At 61.0% G+C, this 17871-nt stretch carries 20 protein-coding genes and 1 pseudogene; 9 read left to right on the top strand and 12 right to left on the bottom strand.

The genetic code is table 11. The features are described 5' to 3' along the window. Positions 1-5 precede the first annotated feature (5 nt). Positions 6-1421, bottom strand: a complete 1416-nt coding sequence (locus BKX96_RS17245) for an SrfA family protein (protein WP_077184886.1) — start codon at positions 1419-1421, stop codon at positions 6-8. A gap of 231 nt (positions 1422-1652) precedes the next feature. On the opposite strand from BKX96_RS17245, the pseudogene BKX96_RS33425 reads away from it, so the two are divergent. Further along, a pseudogene (locus BKX96_RS33425) lies at positions 1653-1922 on the top strand (hypothetical protein); the annotation flags it as partial. Here the strand turns inward: BKX96_RS33425 and BKX96_RS17240 are convergent. Together BKX96_RS17240 and BKX96_RS17235 are read right to left on the bottom strand one after the other, a co-directional pair. Beyond that, positions 1809-3302, bottom strand: a complete 1494-nt coding sequence (locus tag BKX96_RS17240) for a YifB family Mg chelatase-like AAA ATPase (protein ID WP_046818498.1) — start codon at positions 3300-3302, stop codon at positions 1809-1811. The pseudogene BKX96_RS33425 and the gene BKX96_RS17240 overlap by 114 nt on opposite strands. A 368-nt stretch (positions 3303-3670) precedes the next feature. Further along, positions 3671-3931 (bottom strand): accessory factor UbiK family protein, encoded by a 261-nt coding sequence (locus tag BKX96_RS17235; protein ID WP_077184883.1) that lies wholly within the window; start codon positions 3929-3931, stop codon positions 3671-3673. A gap of 421 nt (positions 3932-4352) precedes the next feature. Here BKX96_RS17235 and glnK point away from each other — a divergent pair, with 421 nt between their 5' ends. The 4 genes from glnK to sutA all read left to right on the top strand — a co-directional run bounded on the left by glnK (position 4353) and on the right by sutA (position 7131). Continuing rightward, complete coding sequence (glnK, locus tag BKX96_RS17230) at positions 4353-4691, top strand: P-II family nitrogen regulator (RefSeq protein WP_002555808.1); 339 nt, start codon at positions 4353-4355, stop codon at positions 4689-4691. Positions 4692-4726: 35 nt separating this feature from the next. Further along, positions 4727-6064, top strand: a complete 1338-nt coding sequence (locus tag BKX96_RS17225; protein ID WP_046818496.1) for an ammonium transporter — start codon at positions 4727-4729, stop codon at positions 6062-6064. Positions 6065-6280: 216 nt separating this feature from the next. Continuing rightward, entirely contained in the window at positions 6281-6706 is a 426-nt protein-coding gene (locus tag BKX96_RS17220) for a secondary thiamine-phosphate synthase enzyme YjbQ (RefSeq protein WP_046818495.1), read from the top strand. 101 nt (positions 6707-6807) lie between these two features. Continuing rightward, entirely contained in the window at positions 6808-7131 is a 324-nt protein-coding gene (sutA, locus tag BKX96_RS17215) for a dormancy-specific transcriptional regulator SutA (protein WP_007980816.1), read from the top strand. Positions 7132-7299: 168 nt separating this feature from the next. On the opposite strand, the gene BKX96_RS17210 is transcribed toward sutA, so the two are convergent. From BKX96_RS17210 to lptM, 6 genes are read right to left on the bottom strand one after another with little or no spacing between them, the layout of a single operon-like run. After that, on the bottom strand, positions 7300-8007 hold the full coding sequence (locus BKX96_RS17210; protein WP_077184880.1) for an HAD family hydrolase: 708 nt from the start codon (positions 8005-8007) through the stop codon (positions 7300-7302). Beyond that, the gene (gene xerC, locus BKX96_RS17205; RefSeq protein WP_046818493.1) at positions 8004-8903 is read right to left on the bottom strand and encodes a tyrosine recombinase XerC; all 900 of its coding nucleotides are present in this window, start codon (positions 8901-8903) and stop codon (positions 8004-8006) included. The genes BKX96_RS17210 and xerC overlap by 4 nt, the downstream gene beginning before the upstream one ends. 2 nt (positions 8904-8905) lie before the next feature. Beyond that, positions 8906-9631 carry a DUF484 family protein gene (locus tag BKX96_RS17200; protein ID WP_046818492.1) on the bottom strand — a complete coding sequence of 242 codons (726 nt, stop codon included), beginning with the start codon at positions 9629-9631 and terminating at the stop codon, positions 8906-8908. Between the two features lie 13 nt (positions 9632-9644). Beyond that, complete coding sequence (gene dapF, locus BKX96_RS17195; RefSeq protein ID WP_046818491.1) at positions 9645-10475, bottom strand: diaminopimelate epimerase; 831 nt, start codon at positions 10473-10475, stop codon at positions 9645-9647. Positions 10476-10479: 4 nt separating this feature from the next. Continuing rightward, a complete protein-coding gene (gene lysA / locus BKX96_RS17190; protein WP_046818490.1) occupies positions 10480-11727 on the bottom strand; it encodes a diaminopimelate decarboxylase in 1248 nt (415 codons plus the stop codon). 9 nt (positions 11728-11736) lie between these two features. Beyond that, a complete protein-coding gene (lptM, locus tag BKX96_RS17185; RefSeq protein WP_046818489.1) occupies positions 11737-11910 on the bottom strand; it encodes an LPS translocon maturation chaperone LptM in 174 nt (57 codons plus the stop codon). A gap of 318 nt (positions 11911-12228) precedes the next feature. On the opposite strand from lptM, the gene cyaY reads away from it, so the two are divergent. The 3 genes from cyaY to rnk all read left to right on the top strand — a co-directional run bounded on the left by cyaY (position 12229) and on the right by rnk (position 13357). Then, the gene (gene cyaY / locus BKX96_RS17180; RefSeq protein ID WP_046818488.1) at positions 12229-12561 is read left to right on the top strand and encodes an iron donor protein CyaY; all 333 of its coding nucleotides are present in this window, start codon (positions 12229-12231) and stop codon (positions 12559-12561) included. Positions 12562-12565: 4 nt separating this feature from the next. Then, positions 12566-12793, top strand: coding sequence for a DUF1289 domain-containing protein (locus BKX96_RS17175; RefSeq protein ID WP_077184877.1), 228 nt, complete (start codon positions 12566-12568; stop codon positions 12791-12793). A gap of 153 nt (positions 12794-12946) precedes the next feature. Beyond that, positions 12947-13357 carry a nucleoside diphosphate kinase regulator gene (gene rnk, locus BKX96_RS17165; protein WP_046818486.1) on the top strand — a complete coding sequence of 137 codons (411 nt, stop codon included), beginning with the start codon at positions 12947-12949 and terminating at the stop codon, positions 13355-13357. A gap of 7 nt (positions 13358-13364) precedes the next feature. On the opposite strand, the gene BKX96_RS17160 is transcribed toward rnk, so the two are convergent. From BKX96_RS17160 to BKX96_RS17150, 3 genes are all read right to left on the bottom strand, one after another. After that, entirely contained in the window at positions 13365-16211 is a 2847-nt protein-coding gene (locus BKX96_RS17160; RefSeq protein WP_077184871.1) for a class I adenylate cyclase, read from the bottom strand. Positions 16212-16406: 195 nt separating this feature from the next. Continuing rightward, positions 16407-16652 (bottom strand): TIGR02647 family protein, encoded by a 246-nt coding sequence (locus tag BKX96_RS17155; protein WP_046818484.1) that lies wholly within the window; start codon positions 16650-16652, stop codon positions 16407-16409. A gap of 84 nt (positions 16653-16736) precedes the next feature. Continuing rightward, positions 16737-17021 carry a hypothetical protein gene (locus tag BKX96_RS17150; protein WP_046818483.1) on the bottom strand — a complete coding sequence of 95 codons (285 nt, stop codon included), beginning with the start codon at positions 17019-17021 and terminating at the stop codon, positions 16737-16739. Positions 17022-17145: 124 nt separating this feature from the next. Here BKX96_RS17150 and BKX96_RS17145 point away from each other — a divergent pair, with 124 nt between their 5' ends. Continuing rightward, the gene (locus tag BKX96_RS17145) at positions 17146-17805 is read left to right on the top strand and encodes a glutathione S-transferase family protein (protein ID WP_077184868.1); all 660 of its coding nucleotides are present in this window, start codon (positions 17146-17148) and stop codon (positions 17803-17805) included. The last annotated feature ends 66 nt before the right edge of the window (positions 17806-17871 follow it).

Genomic DNA, 17871 nt, shown 5'->3' with positions numbered 1-17871 from the left:
TCGGGTTATTCCGTTTTTTCGGCCGCTTGCCGCATGGACATGGGGAATTGTTCTGTGCCGTAACCGCCGGTGCAGTCCGCGACCGTGGTCGCCCCTGGGCGGCAGTTGACCTTGGGCATGTCGTAAGTGCTGCCATCGCCGCACACGGCCTGGCCCTGGCTGTCGATGGCCAGGCTGCCACCCTTCATAGTAGCGCTCACCGGCCCGCTGCATTTGGAACCGTCGGCCTGGTGTACGGTGACTTGGCCCTTACCGTCCTTGAGCTGGTATTCCAGACGCAGCGGTTTGCCGGTCCGGCGGTCCTGGATCCCGGCGCCTGCGTTGTACTGACCGTCGAGGAACTTGGCGGCACCGTCGGCGGCGTCTGGCGGGATGCTCAGGGGAGGGCCGGGTTTTGCGGCGGCGGATTTTTCTGCGTCGGGCGATGTGACATCCGGCGGCGTGGTTTTGTTTTCGGGTGGCGCGGTTGGGGATTCGGCTGCCAGGTCTTTGGCCGGGTCTTTGGATGGGTCCTTGGCCAAGTCGGCGGGTGCTGCGTCAGCCTCGTTACCCTCGTTACCCTCGTTACCCTCGTTACCCTCGTTACCCCCGACGGCCGGTACTTCACCTTGTGTTCCGGTCACGGCGGTGCCGGTTCCAGTGGTGGAACCGATAACGGTGCCTGTCACCGGAACGCCATTCAACGTCGTGACATTGCCAGTCAGTGGCGGCTCTTCCAGCTGTTTTTCCACCGGCACGATGCCCTTGGGCAGCAGGTCTACCGCCACCAACGGAATAGGCACGCAACCCCGCAGGCCGAGCAACAGCCACAAAAGCAGCAGCAGGAGCGGCAGCAGCAACCACCACCACCAGCGACGCCACCACGGACGAGCCACCACCGGCACGATGGGCGCAATAACAGGCGCTTCGACCGCCGGTGCCGGCGTCGGAACCTGATAGAGGCAGTGCAGGGGATCGCGATTGAGGTCGGTACCGGCGTGCTCGAAACCCCAGAAGGTCAGCACCGGTTTGCCTTGCACCAGGTAGACGAAGTTTTCGTCAGGGATATGAATGACGCGCTTGAGCAACTTGCCGAACACGGCTTTGTCGCCTTGCTGCTGTTCGCCGGATTCCGTGCCAAGGAAACGCTGGCTCAATTCCTCCAGCGCGGTCTTGAGGGCTTCAAGTTGGCGGCGGGCAGGGGCGCGTTCTTCTTCGGTCGCGCTGCTCCACGGAATCACATCGCCGTCGAGGGCGCTGTACCAATCGATCTGGTTGCCGAGTTCATCGCTTTGAGGAATGGCCAGATGATCGACCAAATCGGGGTTCTTGCGGCGAATGGCTTCGCGCAATTGCAGGGCTGCCCGGTAGACCGGTTGACCTGTTTCGCCGAGGGCAGTGAATGACCCGCTCTTACCGCTGCGTAATAATGCCCCGCGCATTTAAACTCCATACGATCCGTTGCGCAAAAATGACAGACAAATGTGTCTGTACTTGCTCCTGCAGTTGGCGGACAACCATGATGCCATAATGATGTCGCCGTCAATCTGCCGGAGGTTCAAACCTCATGAGACTAACGTAAGCGTGCGGAGGTTGCATAAGGTCAATTTTAATTGGCTTTGGAAGGATCTGGCGTGGGCTTTTTAAGTCTGCTGAATCGTTTAATCAGCCACGAGGCCGGCAGCCTGGGCGTTTCGGTGGGCTTCAATACCCAGGCGCTGCCCGTGTTTTCCCAGTGGAAAAATGAAGCTGGTAAGCGAGATTCAGGGTGGACGGGAGACGGAGGTGCGGCAGAGCCGTTGGTTGATCTGACCAAGGGGGGGCGCCGGCTAGAGCGTTGTCGGCCGATATTGCAGCGCCTCGGCCAAATGTTCGCGTCTGATTCCGTCGGTTTGTTCAAGGTCCGCCAGCGTGCGCGCGACCTTGAGCAGTCGATGGGCTGAACGTAGGGAGAGATTTAGCCGTTCACACGCGGTTTCCAGCCAGTTTTCATCGACTGTGGATAACGTGCAGTGCTTGCGCAGCCCCGGTAGATCGAGAAACGCATTGGCACAGCCCTGACGCTTCTGTTGGCGCTCGCGTGCCTCGGCCACTATCAATGCGGCGCTGGCGCTGTCCTCTCCTGGTTTCACGGGCGGATTCAGCGCCGTGGCCTCCCGTGCCACGGTCAAGTGCAAATCGATCCGATCCAGCAGCGGGCCGGATAGCTTGTTGCGGTAGCGCTGCACCATGTCCGGGGTGCATGAGCAGCGGCCCGTAGGTTCGCCAAGATATCCACAGGGGCACGGGTTCATCGCCGCCACCAACTGGAACCGCGCCGGGAATCGCACACGATCCTTTGCCCGGGAGATCACGATATAGCCGGATTCCAGCGGCTCCCTTAGTACCTCAAGCACCCTGCGTTCAAACTCCGGAAGCTCATCAAGGAACAGGACGCCGTGGTGAGCAAGGGTGATTTCGCCCGGCTGCGGTTTCGAGCCGCCGCCCACCAGCGCAGGGCCTGAAGCCGAATGGTGGGGCTGGCGAAACGGCCGATGAGGCCAATGGCTCAAGGGCACGCAACTGGTGACCGATTGGATGGCAGCCACCTCCAGCGCCTCGCTTTCGGAAAGCGGCGGAAGGAGGCCGGGCAGACGGCTCGCCAGGAGTGTCTTGCCCGTCCCCGGCGGCCCGCTGAGCAACAGGTTGTGCGCGCCCGCCGCAGCAATCAACAGCGCCCGTTTGGCCGCAAGTTGACCCTGCACTTCATTCAAATCGGGATAAGGCTTGCTGGCGTAGAGCAAGCCATTGGAAACATAAGGCTCAATCGGCGTATGCCCATTGAAATGCGCGACAGCCTCCAGCAAATGATCCACCGCAATCACTTTCAAGCCCGACGCCAGGCACGCCTCCTCGGCATTGGCCCGCGGCACCACCAACGATCGCCCGGCCTTGCGCGCCGCCAATGCCGCCGGCAACACTCCGCGTACGGCCCGGACCGCACCCGACAGCGCCAGCTCCCCCAGGCACTCCACATCATCGAGCGTCAGCGTCGGCACCTGCACACTGGCCGAGAGAATCCCCAGGGCGATCGCCAGATCGAAACGCCCGCCATCCTTGGGCAAATCCGCCGGCGCCAGGTTCAAGGTAATGCGCCGAGGTGGAAACTGCAGCCCCGAATTGATGATCGCACTGCGCACCCGGTCCTTGCTCTCCTTCACCGCCGCCTCGGGCAGGCCGACCATGGTCAGCGATGGCAAACCATTGGCCAGATGGACTTCAACGGTGACAGCGGGCGCATCCACACCAATCTGGGCGCGGCTGTGGACGATGGAGAGGGACATGATCGTTCCTTGAAATGACGGAGGCCGCTTCCTGCGGGTTTTTCAAGGGTAGCCAGGAGATGAGGGTTTCGCGTGGGGGCAGTGGAAATGAATTTTCGCTGGATGTTGCGGGAGGCTTTAAAAGCCCTTGAATGGGGCGTTTACAAGGGGGGATTTACACTGAATGTGGTGACTATAGGCCGGCATTAGAGGACATCCATGGGAACACCGATCCTCGAGCCGAGATAGTCTGGCAGCCATGGTTGAGCAGGTCGGCCTTATGGGCTTCCCACGGGTGTATGACGCCAAAGCCGCAGTTAACGCGACGATGAACACCTACACGCAGGTCTTCAATCGCGGGCAAGCCCGCTCCTACAGGGATCGTGGTGTTATTCGGACGGGGGAGTGAGCTTGGCTTCCATCTCCGCCACTTTCGCCTCAAGAGCCTCCAAGCGTGCCCGGGTACGCGCCAACACCACCATCTGGCTATCGAACTCTTCGCGGCTCACCAGATCCAGCTTGCTGAACCCGCTCTGCAACAGCGCCTTGAACTGGCTTTCGATTTCGCTTTTCGGCAGTGGCGTGTCGCCGCTGAAGAGGCGGGAGGCGGTGCCTGTCAGGGCGTCGAGGAAGTCTTTGGGCGCGAGCATGGGGGATTGTCCTGGTAGCAATGGCGGGCAGTGTACCACGCAGTGTCTATAGTCAATTCGGCGGGCAAGGAATGCACGCTTTTCGCGCATGCGGACGGACGGCAGCGCACCGTTGTTGTGCGTAACGCGTGGGGTGCTGTCGTGAAGTGGTTGCGATCTGTTGGCAAAGGCTTGAAAACAATGCGTTTTGTGGAGATGGCAAGCTTTCTGCTTAGATGCTGATGACCCATGCACTGATGCAGTCGCTGTGACGAATGCAGTGCGCCAGGCGAAACGCGGGGAGTGTTTCGCAAGGAGCGGTTAGCTGGCGTCGGACGGGCAGGTAAGGCCGACGATGCGTTACAAAGCCAGGCACTGCGCTTAGACTTGAGACGGGTTTGTTTTCCTGGGGCAAGTCCACCAAATTCGGGAGAGAGTTTTCATGAAGCTAGTCACTGCCATCATCAAGCCGTTCAAGTTGGACGACGTGCGCGAGTCGTTGTCCGAGATCGGCGTGCAGGGCATTACCGTTACTGAAGTCAAAGGCTTCGGTCGGCAGAAGGGTCACACCGAGCTGTATCGCGGCGCGGAGTACGTGGTCGATTTCCTGCCAAAGGTGAAGATTGATGTCGCCATTGACGACAAGGATCTCGACCGGGTTATCGAGGCGATAACCAAGGCGGCCAACACCGGCAAGATCGGTGACGGCAAGATCTTCGTGGTCAATCTGGAACAGGCGATTCGCATCCGTACCGGCGAAACCGATACCGACGCAATCTAAGCCGCCACAAACCCAACGCCCCAGGAGAAAACAAAATGACTCTGCGTAAATTCGCAGGGCTAGGAGCCCTGTTGTCCATCGTAATGCCCAGCCTTGCTTTGGCGGCAGACGAAGTGGCGGCCCCAGTCCTCAACTCCGGCGACACCGCCTGGATGTTGACCTCGACAGCTCTCGTGCTGTTCATGACCATTCCCGGCCTCGCGCTGTTCTACGGCGGTATGGTTCGTTCCAAAAACATTCTTTCCGTGATGATGCAGTGCTTCGCCATTACCGGTCTGATCAGCGTCCTGTGGGTCATTTATGGCTACAGCATCGCGTTCGACACCACCGGCATGGAGCAGGGCGTCGTCAACTTCAACTCGTTCTTCGGCGGCATGGGCAAGGCTTTCCTCGCCGGTGTCACGCCATCCAGCCTGACCGGCCCGGCCGCGCTGTTCCCTGAGGCGGTATTCATCACCTTCCAGATGACCTTCGCGATCATCACCCCGGCGCTGATCGTCGGTGCCTTCGCCGAGCGCATGAAGTTCTCCGCGATGCTGATCTTCATGGGCATCTGGTTCACCCTGGTGTATGCACCGATCGCGCACATGGTCTGGTCCGGCAACGGCGGCCTGATGTGGGACTGGGGCGTGCTGGACTTCGCCGGCGGCACCGTGGTGCACATCAATGCCGGTGTGGCCGGTCTGATTGCCTGCCTGGTGCTGGGTAAGCGTAAAGGCTTCCCGACCACGCCGATGGCACCGCACAACCTCGGTTACACCTTGATGGGCGCGGCCATGCTGTGGGTTGGCTGGTTCGGCTTCAACGCCGGCTCCGCTGCGGCGGCCAACGGCACTGCCGGCATGGCGATGCTGGTCACCCAGATCGCAACCGCCGCTGCGGCATTGGGCTGGATGTTCGCCGAGTGGGTCACCCACGGCAAACCAAGCGCACTGGGCATTGCATCGGGTGTGGTTGCCGGCCTGGTAGCCATTACCCCGGCCGCTGGCACCGTAGGCCCGATGGGCGCCCTGGTGATCGGTCTGGCCGCAGGCGTGGTGTGCTTCTTCTGCGCGACTACCCTGAAACGCAAACTCGGCTATGACGACTCCCTGGACGCCTTCGGCGTGCACGGTATCGGCGGTATCCTCGGCGCGATCCTCACCGGTGTCTTCGCTGCGCCGTCCCTGGGTGGCTTCGGCACCGTGACCGACATCGCCGCGCAAGTATGGATTCAGTGCAAAGGCGTGGGCTTCACGGTGATCTACACCGCGATCGTCACCTTCATCATCCTCAAGGTCCTGGACGCCGTCATGGGCCTGCGTATTACCGAGGAAGAAGAAGCGGTCGGCATCGATCTGGCGCTACACAACGAACGCGGCTACAACTTGTAAGCACGCGCATGAAAAAAACTTGCCCGGCTTGCCGGGCATTTTTTTGTCTGGAGTTTGTCATTGAAGTGAGAGCTGAAAGGTTTTTTCCTACAGGTTTTACGATGTTTGCGTCGGGTGTATTTGTACGGTCGATGGCTTACAAAAATGAAGGATGATCAGGGCCTTTGTTTTTTCCCAGAGCGCGCTAGAATGCGCCCCGAACGTGCGGAGAACTGTATGTGGCAACAGACTCTGATAACCCTGCGGGCGAGGCCTCGGGGCTTTCATCTGGTAACGGACGAGTTACTCGCCGGCTTGCCTGAACTCAAGGCATGTCGGGTCGGTCTGTTGCATTTGTGGCTGCAGCATACCTCGGCGTCGTTGACCATCAACGAGAACGCCGATCCGGCGGTACGTCGCGACTTCGAACGATTTTTCAATCGTCTGATCCCACAAGGAACAGACGGCTATGAGCATAACGACGAAGGCCTGGACGACCTCCCGGCGCATTTCAAGGCCAGCGTGCTTGGCTGTCAGCTCAGTTTGCCGATCTCGGCGGGCCGGCTGGCGTTAGGCACCTGGCAAGGCGTTTATCTGGGCGAGCACCGTGATCACGGCGGTGCTCGTAAAGTCCTCGCCACCTTGCACGGTGAAGGGGCATAACCGCTGGTCACCAGCGGCTGTTGATTTTTTTCCGGCAGCCTTCGACAGAGGGCAAAGCTGGGCTATAACTAATCTGCTTTTCGCAAGTCATGAGGTAGAACATGAGCGACGATGATCTGGAAAACGACGACCTCGAAGTAGGCGACGACGACGAAACCGAAGAAGGTCTGGAAGCAGCGGCGGAAGACGTCGCTGAAGACGACGGCGGTGATGCCCCCGTTCCGACCGCCAAAGGCAAGGCCAAGGCAGCGGTATCGGTCGATGAGCTGCCGAGTGTCGAAGCCAAGAACAAGGAACGCGACGCCCTGGCCAAGGCCATGGAAGAGTTCCTGGCTCGTGGCGGCAAGGTGCAGGAAGTGGAGGCCAATGTGGTCGCCGATCCGCCCAAGAAGCCAGACAACAAGTACGGCAGCCGGCCTATCTGAGCCAGCTACGCGCTTGCTGAAAAAGCCCGCCGTCGCTGCGGGCTTTTTCATGGGCGGCTCAAAATCGTTCGCGGATCCTGTAGGAGCCGGCTTGCCGGCGAAGGGGCCCTTGAGTCTGGGGTAATCCTGAGGACGCCTTCGCTGGCAAGCCAGCTCCTACAGATTCGGTCAGGCCGAAACTGAATTCCACTGCGCCAACAACGCCGGCAATTCGGTCAGGCTGCGAATCTCGGCATCCGGCAAGCGCTCGGCCTCCCAAACCTTGCCCGCCGGGTTGAACCAGATCGCGCGCAGCCCTGCCTGCTGGGCGCCGGCAATGTCATCGCCGGGATGATCGCCGATATGCACCGCCGTTTCGGCGGTTGCATCACCACGCTGCAATGCCTCATGGAACAGTCGCGCGTCGGGTTTGGCGACGCCGATATCTTCGGCGCACAACGCAAACTTGAAGTAGTCCGCCAGCCCCAAGCGACGCACATCGGCGTTGCCGTTGGTGACCACGCCGAGGGTGTAATGGTTAGCCAGCACTTCCAGCGTTGGTTGCACCTCCGGAAAGATTTCCAACTGGTGCCGGGCATGCAGGAACACTTCGAAACTCTGGTCGGCCAGGTCCGAGGCCAAAGCATGGGCGTATCCGGCTTCTTCCAATGCTTGAAACAGCACGCGACGACGCAAGGCGCTGATGCGGTGCTTGAGGTTGGGTTCGATACTCAGGATACGCTCGCGAATGGCCCACAGATGCTCCACTGGCACCGCTCCCAGGTTGGGCGCATGTTGCGTCAGCCATTCACGCAATACGGCTTCGGCGCTGACGATCACCGGAGCGGTGTCCCACAGGGTGTCATCGAGGTCGAAAGTGATCAGTTGGAGGGTCATGAATCGTCGCCTTTAATGCGTTTGGCCCGTGGGTGGGCGCTGTCGTAGACGGTTGCCAGGTGCTGGAAATCCAGGTGGGTATAGATCTGGGTGGTCTTGATGTCCGAGTGGCCGAGCAGTTCCTGCACGGCCCGCAGGTCCTGGGAGGATTCCAGCAGGTGGCTGGCGAAAGAATGCCGCAACATGTGAGGGTGCAGGTTTTGCCCCAGTTCGCGTTCGCCAGCAGCCTTGACCCGCAGCTGAATCGCCCGCGGCCCCAGGCGCCGGCCTTGCTGGCTGACAAACACCGCGTCGTCCGCCGGGTTGGCCATGGCCCGCAGCGGCAGCCACTGCTCCAGCGCCTCGCGGGCTTTTTTGCCGACTGGCAGCAGGCGGGTCTTGCTGCCTTTGCCGTGCACCTGGACCATGCCGTCGGCCAGATCCAGCTGTTCGAGATTGAGCCCGGTCAGCTCTGACAGGCGCAGCCCGGAGGAGTAGAACAGTTCGAGGATCGCCTGGTCCCGGCGTGCCAGGAAGTCATCTTCCACGCCACCTTCAAGCAGTTGCAGCGCCCGGTCGGTGTCGAGGGTTTTCGGCAAGCGGCGTTCGCCCTTGGGCGGTGCCAGGCCATTGGCCGGGTCGTGGTCGCAGAGGCCTTCACGGTTCAGGTAGTGATAAAGCCCGCGCACTGCCGACAGCAACCGCGCCAGGCTACGGGACGATTGACCTTGCGAATGCAGGCGGGCGACCAGGCTGCGCAGGCGCTGGATGTCCAGCGCGGCCCAGCTATCGATGTTCTGTTTGGCGCACCACCCCAGCACTTTGTCGAGGTCGCGGCGGTAGGCCGAAAGCGTGTGGGGCGACACCTGTCGCTCACTGCGCAGGTGTTCGCAGTAAGCGTCAAGTTGCCGTTCCATGATCAGCGTACCGAGCGCAGGGAGCTGTTGAACCGTGGCAGCACGCGGCCCATGACTTCGGCGATGTAGCTCAGGAACAGCGTGCCCACCGAACTCTTGTAGTGCTGCGGGTCGCGACTGGCAATGGCCAGTATGCCGTGGATGCCTTGATAGCTGATGGCGACGACGGCAGTGGAACCGATCTGCTTGCGCTGTTCTTCGCCGAACAGGAAATCCAGTTCGTGCTCGCGCAGGCTGCCGCTGACGCTTTTGTCTTCCAGCAGCAGGCCGCCAATGGCTACCTGGGCATCGGCGTGGGTCACCCAGCGGCCCACTGGCATGGCGTTGTCGCCCAGCAGGATGAGGCTGACGAAGGGTACCTGGAAGTCCTGGCGCAGACTGTCTTCGACGCAGATCACCACGTCTTCCAGGCTGCTGGCGTCGAGCAGGGAGAGAATCAGTCGGCGGGTCTTGTCGAACAGGCGGTCATTGTCGCGGGCGACGTCCATCAAGTGTGAAAGACGATGACGCAATTCTATGTTGCGGTCGCGCAGGATGGTCATCTGCCGCTCCACCAGCGACACGGTATCGCCGCGCCGGTGGGGGATGCGCAAGGACGCAAGCAGCTCTTCGTGCTCGACGAAGAAGTCCGGATGAGCCTCCAGGTACGCGGCAACGGCCGCCGCCTCCAGGCTTTCGGACGCTGATTCGTCGGGCTGTAGGGCGGGTACCTGAGGCTTATCGGTCATGGCTGTGGCTCACTCAAAGACGCACTTGTCCTTCATAAACGCGCACTGCCGGGCCGGTCATCATGACCGGTTGGCCAGGGCCTGCCCATTCAATGGACAGACGCCCGCCAGGCAGGTCGATCAGCAGTGGCGAATCCATCCACCCCTGGCTGATCGCGGCGACGGCGGCGGCGCAGGCGCCGGTACCGCAGGCCTGGGTTTCCCCGGCCCCGCGTTCCCAGACGCGCAACTGCGCGCGGTTCCGATCGATGACCTGGAGAAAACCGACATTGACCCGTGCCGGGAAGCGCGGGTGATGTTCGATTTTCGGCCCCAGTTCATGCACCGGTGCGTTGTTGATATCGCTGACCCGCACCACGGCATGGGGGTTGCCCATGGACACGGCGGCCAGTTCGACGGGCGTGCCATCGACGTCGACCTGATAGTTCAGGGCCTGCTCTTGGGCCTGGAACGGAATGTCGGCCGGCACCAGTCGCGGAGCGCCCATGTTGACACTGATCTGGCCATCGCTGCGAACGTCGAGCTCGATGATACCGCTCTTGGTTTCGACACGGATCTGCCGTTTCGCGGTCAGGCGCTTGTCGAGCACAAAGCGGGCGAAACAGCGCGCACCGTTGCCGCACTGCTCCACTTCAGAGCCGTCGGAGTTGAAGATCCGATAGCGGAAGTCCACGTCCGGGTTGCTCGGGGCTTCGACAATCAGCAGCTGGTCGAAACCGATGCCGGTGTGCCGATCGCCCCACTGCTTGGCATGCTTTGGCAGAATATGCGCGTGCTGGCTGACCAGGTCGAGGACCATGAAGTCATTGCCCAGGCCGTGCATCTTGGTAAAACGCAGCAGCATGGTTTCACTCCGGCAGCAGGCTTTCGCCAGCAAACAACTCGGCTACCGTCTCACGGCGACGCACTTCAAATGCCTGATCACCGTCCACCAACACTTCAGCGGCGCGGCCGCGGGTGTTGTAGTTGGAGCTCATGACAAACCCATAGGCGCCGGCCGAATGCACGGCCAGCAGGTCGCCTTCTTCCAGGGCCAGCTCACGATCCTTGGCCAGGAAGTCGCCAGTCTCGCAGATCGGGCCGACGATGTCGTAGGCGCGCGCAGCGGTGTTGCGCGGGCGCACGGCGGTGACGTCCATCCAGGCCTGGTACAGCGCCGGACGGATCAGGTCGTTCATGGCCGCGTCGACGATGGCGAAATCCTTGTGCTCGGTGTGCTTGAGGTATTCGACCTGGGTCAGCAGCACGCCGGCATTGGCGACGATGAAGCGGCCCGGCTCGAACACCAGCGCCAGGTCGCGACCGTCGAGACGCTCGCGCACGGCCTTGATGTAGTCACCCGCCAATGGCGGCTCTTCATCGCGATAACGTACGCCCAGGCCGCCGCCGAGGTCGATGTGGCGCAGGTAGATGCCGCAGTCGCCGAGGCGATCGACCAGGCCCAGCAGGCGATCGAGGGCATCGATGAACGGCGGCAGGGTGGTCAGTTGCGAGCCGATATGGCAATCGACGCCGACCACTTCCAGGTTCGGCAATTGCGCGGCACGCACGTACACGTCTTCGGCGTCGGCGATGGCAATGCCGAACTTGTTCTCTTTGAGACCGGTGGAGATGTACGGGTGTGTACCGGCATCGACGTCCGGGTTCACGCGTAGCGAAATCGGTGCGCGAACACCCAGCTCGGCAGCTACAACCTGCAGGCGCTCCAGCTCATCGGTGGATTCGACGTTGAAGCAGTGCACACCGACTTCCAGGGCGCGACGCATGTCGTCGCGGGTCTTGCCGACGCCGGAGAATACGATCTTGTCAGCGCTGCCGCCGGCGGCCAGTACGCGTTCCAGTTCGCCACGGGAGACGATGTCGAAACCGGCGCCAAGACGAGCCAGGACATTCAGCACACCCAGGTTGGAGTTGGCCTTGACCGCGAAACAGACCAGGTGAGGCATGCCGGCCAGAGCATCGGCATACGCCAGGTATTGGGCTTCGATGTGCGCGCGCGAGTAAACGTAGGTCGGTGTACCAAAGCGATCGGCGATAGCAGACAGGGCAACACCTTCCGCGAACAGTTCACCGTCACGGTAGTTAAAAGCGTTCATGATGTTCCCTTATTGGTAGACGTCGTGCTTGTGCGATTTGGACGGCTGCTTTTGCGAGGACTGAGCCTGCTCTGCCGGGTCCTGGTCCTCATCGGGCAGGTACAACGGACCTTTCTGACCACAGGCCGACACCAGGCAGGCAACCGCGACGAGCGCAGCAAGGGAAGAGATCAGGCGCTTCATGGCGAAATCCTTGAAAATGCATTAATTGCGCCGGAGTATACCGGCCACCCGGCAGCTTGCCTATGTGACGGGGCTCCCGTCCGGCGGGCCTTGTCGCAAGCGCATCGAACACTGTGGGAGCGGGCTTGCTCGCAAAAGCAGTGGTTCAGGCAACGACGATGTTGAATGTGCCGGCCTCTTCGCGAGCAAGCCCGCTCCCACAGGTACAGCGTTTGATATACCTATATCGGCCCATGATCGTTATCCTTTGCAATCAGCGGGGCTCGGCCGTATCTTGCGGCGCTTGAACCTGATCAGACACTTTTTGAGGTTGCCGTAATGAGTTTGTCCGAAGCCCGTTTCCACGATCTGGTCGATGCCACCCAGCAGACGCTGGAGGATATTTTTGACGAGAGTGACCTGGATATCGATCTGGAGAGCTCGGCCGGTGTGCTGACCGTCAAGTTCGAAAACGGCAGCCAGTTGATCTTCAGTCGCCAGGAACCTTTGCGCCAGCTGTGGCTGGCGGCCGTGTCCGGCGGCTTCCACTTCGACTACGACGAAGAAAGCGAGCGCTGGATGTGCGACAAGAGCGAAGAGCAGCTGGGCGAAATGCTCGAGCGCATCGTCAAGCAGCAGGCCGGCATCGAACTCGATTTCGAAGGCCTGTAACGCCGTGACCCAACCAGCCCCCGTGCGGCCACCCAAGCCGCTATACAGCAATGTCAGCCCGGCAGTCCCTTCGCCGTGCAGCGGCGTGTGTCGGCTGGATGAGCAGAAGGTCTGCCTCGGGTGTTTTCGCCATGTCGAAGACATCCGTGAATGGCGCTCGGCGGATGACCAGCGCCGGCGGGTCATTTGCGCCCAGGCCGATCAGCGCAAGACTGGCGCCGGTCCCCGGTAGGGGCATACAGCCGTACGCCGGTGGCGACTTGTATATTTTTTGAGCTGTGATAGTGTCCGGGTACGCCTCAACCCATCGAGGCTTGTGAAAACCCCGCCTTTTTCTGGCGGGGTTTTGCTTTTTTCGTGCAGAAGAAAGGAGTCTGCCCTGATCATGACCGCACCTTCCATCACCCTTACCCGTCTGGACGTACAACGTCTGGAGCGCCTGATCGACAGCCTGGACGAAACGCTGCCGGGCGTTATCGCGCTGCAAACCGAACTGGATCGCGCCGATACAGTGGTCGGCCACGATGAAGTGCCCGCCGATGTCGTGACCATGAACTCCCGAGTGCATTGCCGTGAAGAAGGCAGTGGCAAGGACTATCACCTGACGCTGGTATATCCGAAGGATGCCAACGCCGACGAGGGCAAGATTTCCATTCTGGCACCCGTCGGGAGTGCGCTGCTGGGGCTCAAGGTCGGTCAGCACATCGACTGGCCTGCGCCGGGTGGCAAGACCTTGAAACTGACTCTGCTGGAAGTCGAATCGCAGCCAGCCAACGGCGGCGCCTTCCCCGAGTAACGTCCTTTCAGACCTGCCCGAGCGCCTCGTTCAATGCGCGCTCCAGGTCGGCCTTGTAACGCAGATACAGATGGCTTGACCCCTGACCATCACCGAGCAGGCCTGACAGGTCCAGGTCGGTGATGTAGCAGCGGTAGCGTTCGGTCTCGCGGCGTTGCTCGACGATTTCCCGGGCGACCACGCGAAACAGCTGGTCGCCATGTTCCAGCTCGGAAAACTCTCGCTGATTGCAATACAACGTGACCTGTACCTTGCCCGGTGCGGCTTTGCCGACGATCGCCTGGACGTCATAGAAGGGTTTGTCGGCCGGGGTTTGCGGTGCCGATCGGGCCTCGATCCGCCGCGCCTTGCCGGTACCTGAAGGCAGCAGTTGGTAATACAGGGTGTCCAGGTTCGCAGGCGTTGCCGCGTCTATTGGCAGGGCGGCGTCGCGCCGGTACTGGATCGATTGCAGGAAACGCTGCAGCGGCACCAGCAGGCTTTGCTCGTCATGCCACGGCAGGCGCTGCTGCCACAAGGCGTTGAACTCATCGAGCACGTACAGGTCGGCCTGCTCGTCGTTAACCCGGTAGAACACCTGGATACAGTCTGGCCGCCCCATGGGCAGCAGCAGCGCCAGGTCGTGGTCGTCCAAGGCCATCGGGTCCAGGTGCAGCGGACTGTAGTTCGCCCGTTCTTCACCGAGGTAATCGAGCAGCGCCGGCAGGGTGGCCAGCGCGATGTGTTTGACCTGGCCGGGTATCAGCTCCAGTACGTGGTAATGCTGCTGGACCTGGATCAGATAGCGATGATTGAGTTTGCTCAGCAGCAGGGTCTGCGCGGTGTCGAGGATGTCTTCGACGCGCTGGGCGATGAATTGCGCGCGGTTGTGGCAGAAACAGCGCACTTTCAACCTGGGCTGCTGCGGCCCGCCGGGCAGGCTGTTGAGATAGTCGCGCAGGCAATCGAGCAGGGCATGGGGGCCGTCGTAGCGGCTGACCAGCACTTCGTTCCAGCTGTTGAGCGTGACCTGGTCCAGGGTCAGCACCAGGTTTTCCTTCACACCTGCGTAGCTCAGGGAGTCGGTGCGCTCAGTGGTCATCAGGATGTTCAGTTCGCGGTGGTGCTTTAGCGGATCGATGCCGACGTTGACCAGGATCAGCACCTCGCTGGGCACGCTGGCGCGCAGCAGGGGCTCTTCGGCGACGGTCGACAGTGGCAGGGGAATGCTCTGTTGCAGGCTGCCCAGCAGGTTGAACAGTTCGAACTCGCTCAGGTCGCTGCTGCCCGGGTGCAAGGCCAGGCGGGTGCTGCTGTCGATCACGCCGTTGCGGTGGCACCAGGCGAGCAGCTCGAGCAAGTGACGACTGCGTTTGATCGGGGCGAAATGTTCCCACTCGATCACGGTCAGGCTGCCGTTGTACAAGCCCCACTGGCTTTGGCCCGGTTCTTTCCTGGTTGGCGCATACACCAGCGTCAGAGTGTCTTCGGCCAGGTCCGGGGCGATGCCGGGGTTGATGAACTCGACCTTGTTCGCCTTGCGGTCGAAGGCCGCGTACAGGCGTCGGCCCAGCACGCTGAGGTCACGCTTGTTGATCAGGCTGATGGTTTGTTCCTGGCGGGCGAACTGGGTCAGGAAGCGATAGCTGAAATTCAGTTCGTTGACCAGGGCCCGGCGCTCCGAGCTGACCTGGCGGACTTTCCACTGGCTGCGGCTGTCGAGCAGGGCCAATTGGCGATGGTCCCATTTCCATTCGTGGGCCAGGCGCTCAAGCAGCGAGCGTTGCCAGCCCTGGGGGCGTCCGCCGCTGGCGGTGAGTTTTCGGTTGACCTTCAGGTACAGCGCTCGGCGCACCAGCTCCAGTCGTTCCGGCTCATTGCGGGCGATGAGGTACTCGGCGATGCGCCGATAGACCACGACATAGGGGTCCAGCTCATCGAGATCGAGCCGGTTGGCGAACACCGCCTGTTTGAAGCGCAGGCTCAGGCATTGGACCTTGGGATGTTCGCTGGCGTACACCTCGGTCAGCAGGAGTTTGAGCACCGATTTGTACGGCGACTCGATGCCCTTGAACAATTGCCAGAGTCCGGCACCTATGAATTCCCCGGGCGGAATGCAGGCCAGATGACCCAGGTCCAGGGTTTCATCGGCGCGGATGAAGCGCTTGGATGTCAGGGTGTGGGTGTACCGGTCGTAGTTGGCTTCCTCATACACGGGCACCAGCCACCAGATCGGCGTGCGCCCGGCCAGCCAGATCGCGGTGCGATAAAACTCGTCCAGCAGCAGATAATGCTGGGTGGTGCCGCAGTCTTCGGAGCTCAGCTGGCTGTCGCGCTCACCCCGTACGAAGCGCACGGGGTCAATCAGGAAGAAGTGCGCCTCGGCGCCCTGGCTGGCCGCCCAGGCTTCCAGCAGTTGGCATTTCCTGCGCAACTCAGTGAGTTCGTTTTCACTCAGATCCGGGCTGTGACAGACCCACACGTCCATATCACTCTGCTCGGCCTGGGCCAGGGTGCCGAGGCTTCCCATCAGGAACAGGCCGTGAATCGGCCGGGGTGGATTGCTGCCGTGGCGCGGTTTATAGGAAAAGGAACGGGTCAGGCGCTGGGCTTCGGCGAGGACGCCGGCATCCGGCTCGAAATTCGACAGCCCGGCCGGCGTGCTGCCCGAAACGTAACCCGGCAGCAGCGGATGGTTGACGTGGAAGAACAGCGGCAGCAGGTTCAACACCCCTTGCTGGCGTGTCGACAACCCTTCCATGGCTCGCGCCATGCGCCCCTCGTTGAGCTTGAGGAAGCGTGCACGCAGCTGGCTGAGCACCTTGCGGTCAATTCCCTCGTCCAGATCGGGGCGGATTTCATGGGTGCGGGTCATGTCAGCTCAAACCGGCTCGCAGGGCTCGGATGTGGAGGCTCTCGGGATGAGGGGCAGTTTAGCGCCTCGGCCCCGGGACTTTTAAGCTGATTTTGTATTTCTGGCGTCAGATTTCTATCGCAGGGCGACGTCGGGTGGCCGAACGTGCCCGCGGAAAACCCGTGGCGGGGGATTCCGTGGGCAATGCGGTGGAATTCAGGCTGTTTCCTGAACGCTCAGAATAGTCAGAACGGTTTGCACATTTTGCGCGGCGTCACGACCCAGGCTGGTCAGGTAACCGCCATCGGGCTGGTCGATGAGTTCTTTTTCAAACAGGCGTTTGGCGGCGGCAATGTGTTTCGGGGCAGCGGTCTGATGAATTTTCAAACCTTCCTGGGAACTGTCCAGGTTGAAGAGTGCGAGGACTTCCAGTTCGGCAACCAACTCAGGGGTAAGCGACATAAGGACTCCAGACTTTCTAGGAATTTGGCGACAGCGCCCCTAAGGTGATCCCACTCGTGCGGTATGTCCAGTCACTGTGACGCGTTATTTCTTTTCCGGCGGAAGCTCTGGCAGCGCCCGAAGCGCGGCTTCGTACCATTCGGTGTTGAACGCGCGGTCTTCTTCGAGGATCGCGTCGATTTCCACCGCCAGCACGTGGGCCATCAGGTTGAGGATTTCCTCGCGCTCGTAACCCACCAGGGTCAACTTGTTGAACGTTGCCTTGGCCGCGGGCGGGTTATCGCTTTCGATCTGGTTCTCGATGGCTTCGATCAGCGTGTTTTCGGTGAACTCTTCTTCGTCGGTGTCGATATCGGTTGGCTCGCTCATGGCAGGCTCCTTAAGGAAAGGTCATCAGTTTAACTGCATTCAGCGGCGTGATGCTGCTGGCAAGAAAGCTTCGGGCGTTCTATAAACAGGCACTGCCCACCCCGCACGGCCTGGAGGCTCTGTGATGTTCAAGCTTTATGGTTTTTCCGTCAGCAACTACTACAACATGGTCAAGCTGGCGCTGCTGGAAAAAGGACTGCCGTTCGAAGAAGTGCCGTTCTACGCAGGCACCAGCCCGGAAGCGCTGGCCATCAGCCCGCGCGGAAAAGTCCCGGTACTGCGTACAGAGCAGGGTTTCATCAATGAAACCAGCGTGATTCTCGAGTACATCGAACAGAGCCATAAAGGCACGCCGCTGCTGCCGAGCGACCCGTTCGAGCGGGCGCAGGTACTGGCGCTGACCAAGGAAATCGAGTTGTACATCGAGTTGCCAGGACGGGCCTGCTACCCCGAGGCATTTTTCGGCGCGAGCGTGCCGGACGCGATCAAGGAAAAAACCAAAGCAGAACTATTGCAGGGTATTGCGGCGTTAGGCCGGCACGGAAAATTCAGCCCTTACGTGGCAGGTGAAACGCTGAGCGTGGCGGATCTGTATTTCCTGTACAGCGTGCCGCTGGCGTGTGGGGTTGCCAAGAAGCTGTTTGGCATGGATCTGCTGGCGGAGCTGCCGGCTGCCAAGGCGCTGCTGGAACGTCTGGGAGATAATCCGAACGTGCAGCGGATTGCGGCGGACAAGGAGGCGGCGATGCCAGCGTTCATGGCGATGGTCGCGTCCAAGAAGTAGGTTTGTAGCGCTCTTAAGGCCGCCTTCGCGAGCAGGCTCGCTCCCACATTCGATCTCATTCTTTCT

Source organism: Pseudomonas putida, from assembly GCF_001976065.1.
GTDB lineage: Bacteria > Pseudomonadota > Gammaproteobacteria > Pseudomonadales > Pseudomonadaceae > Aquipseudomonas > Aquipseudomonas serbica.
Note: the sequence above shows the minus strand (reverse complement) of the source record. Positions and strands in the feature narration are given on the sequence as shown.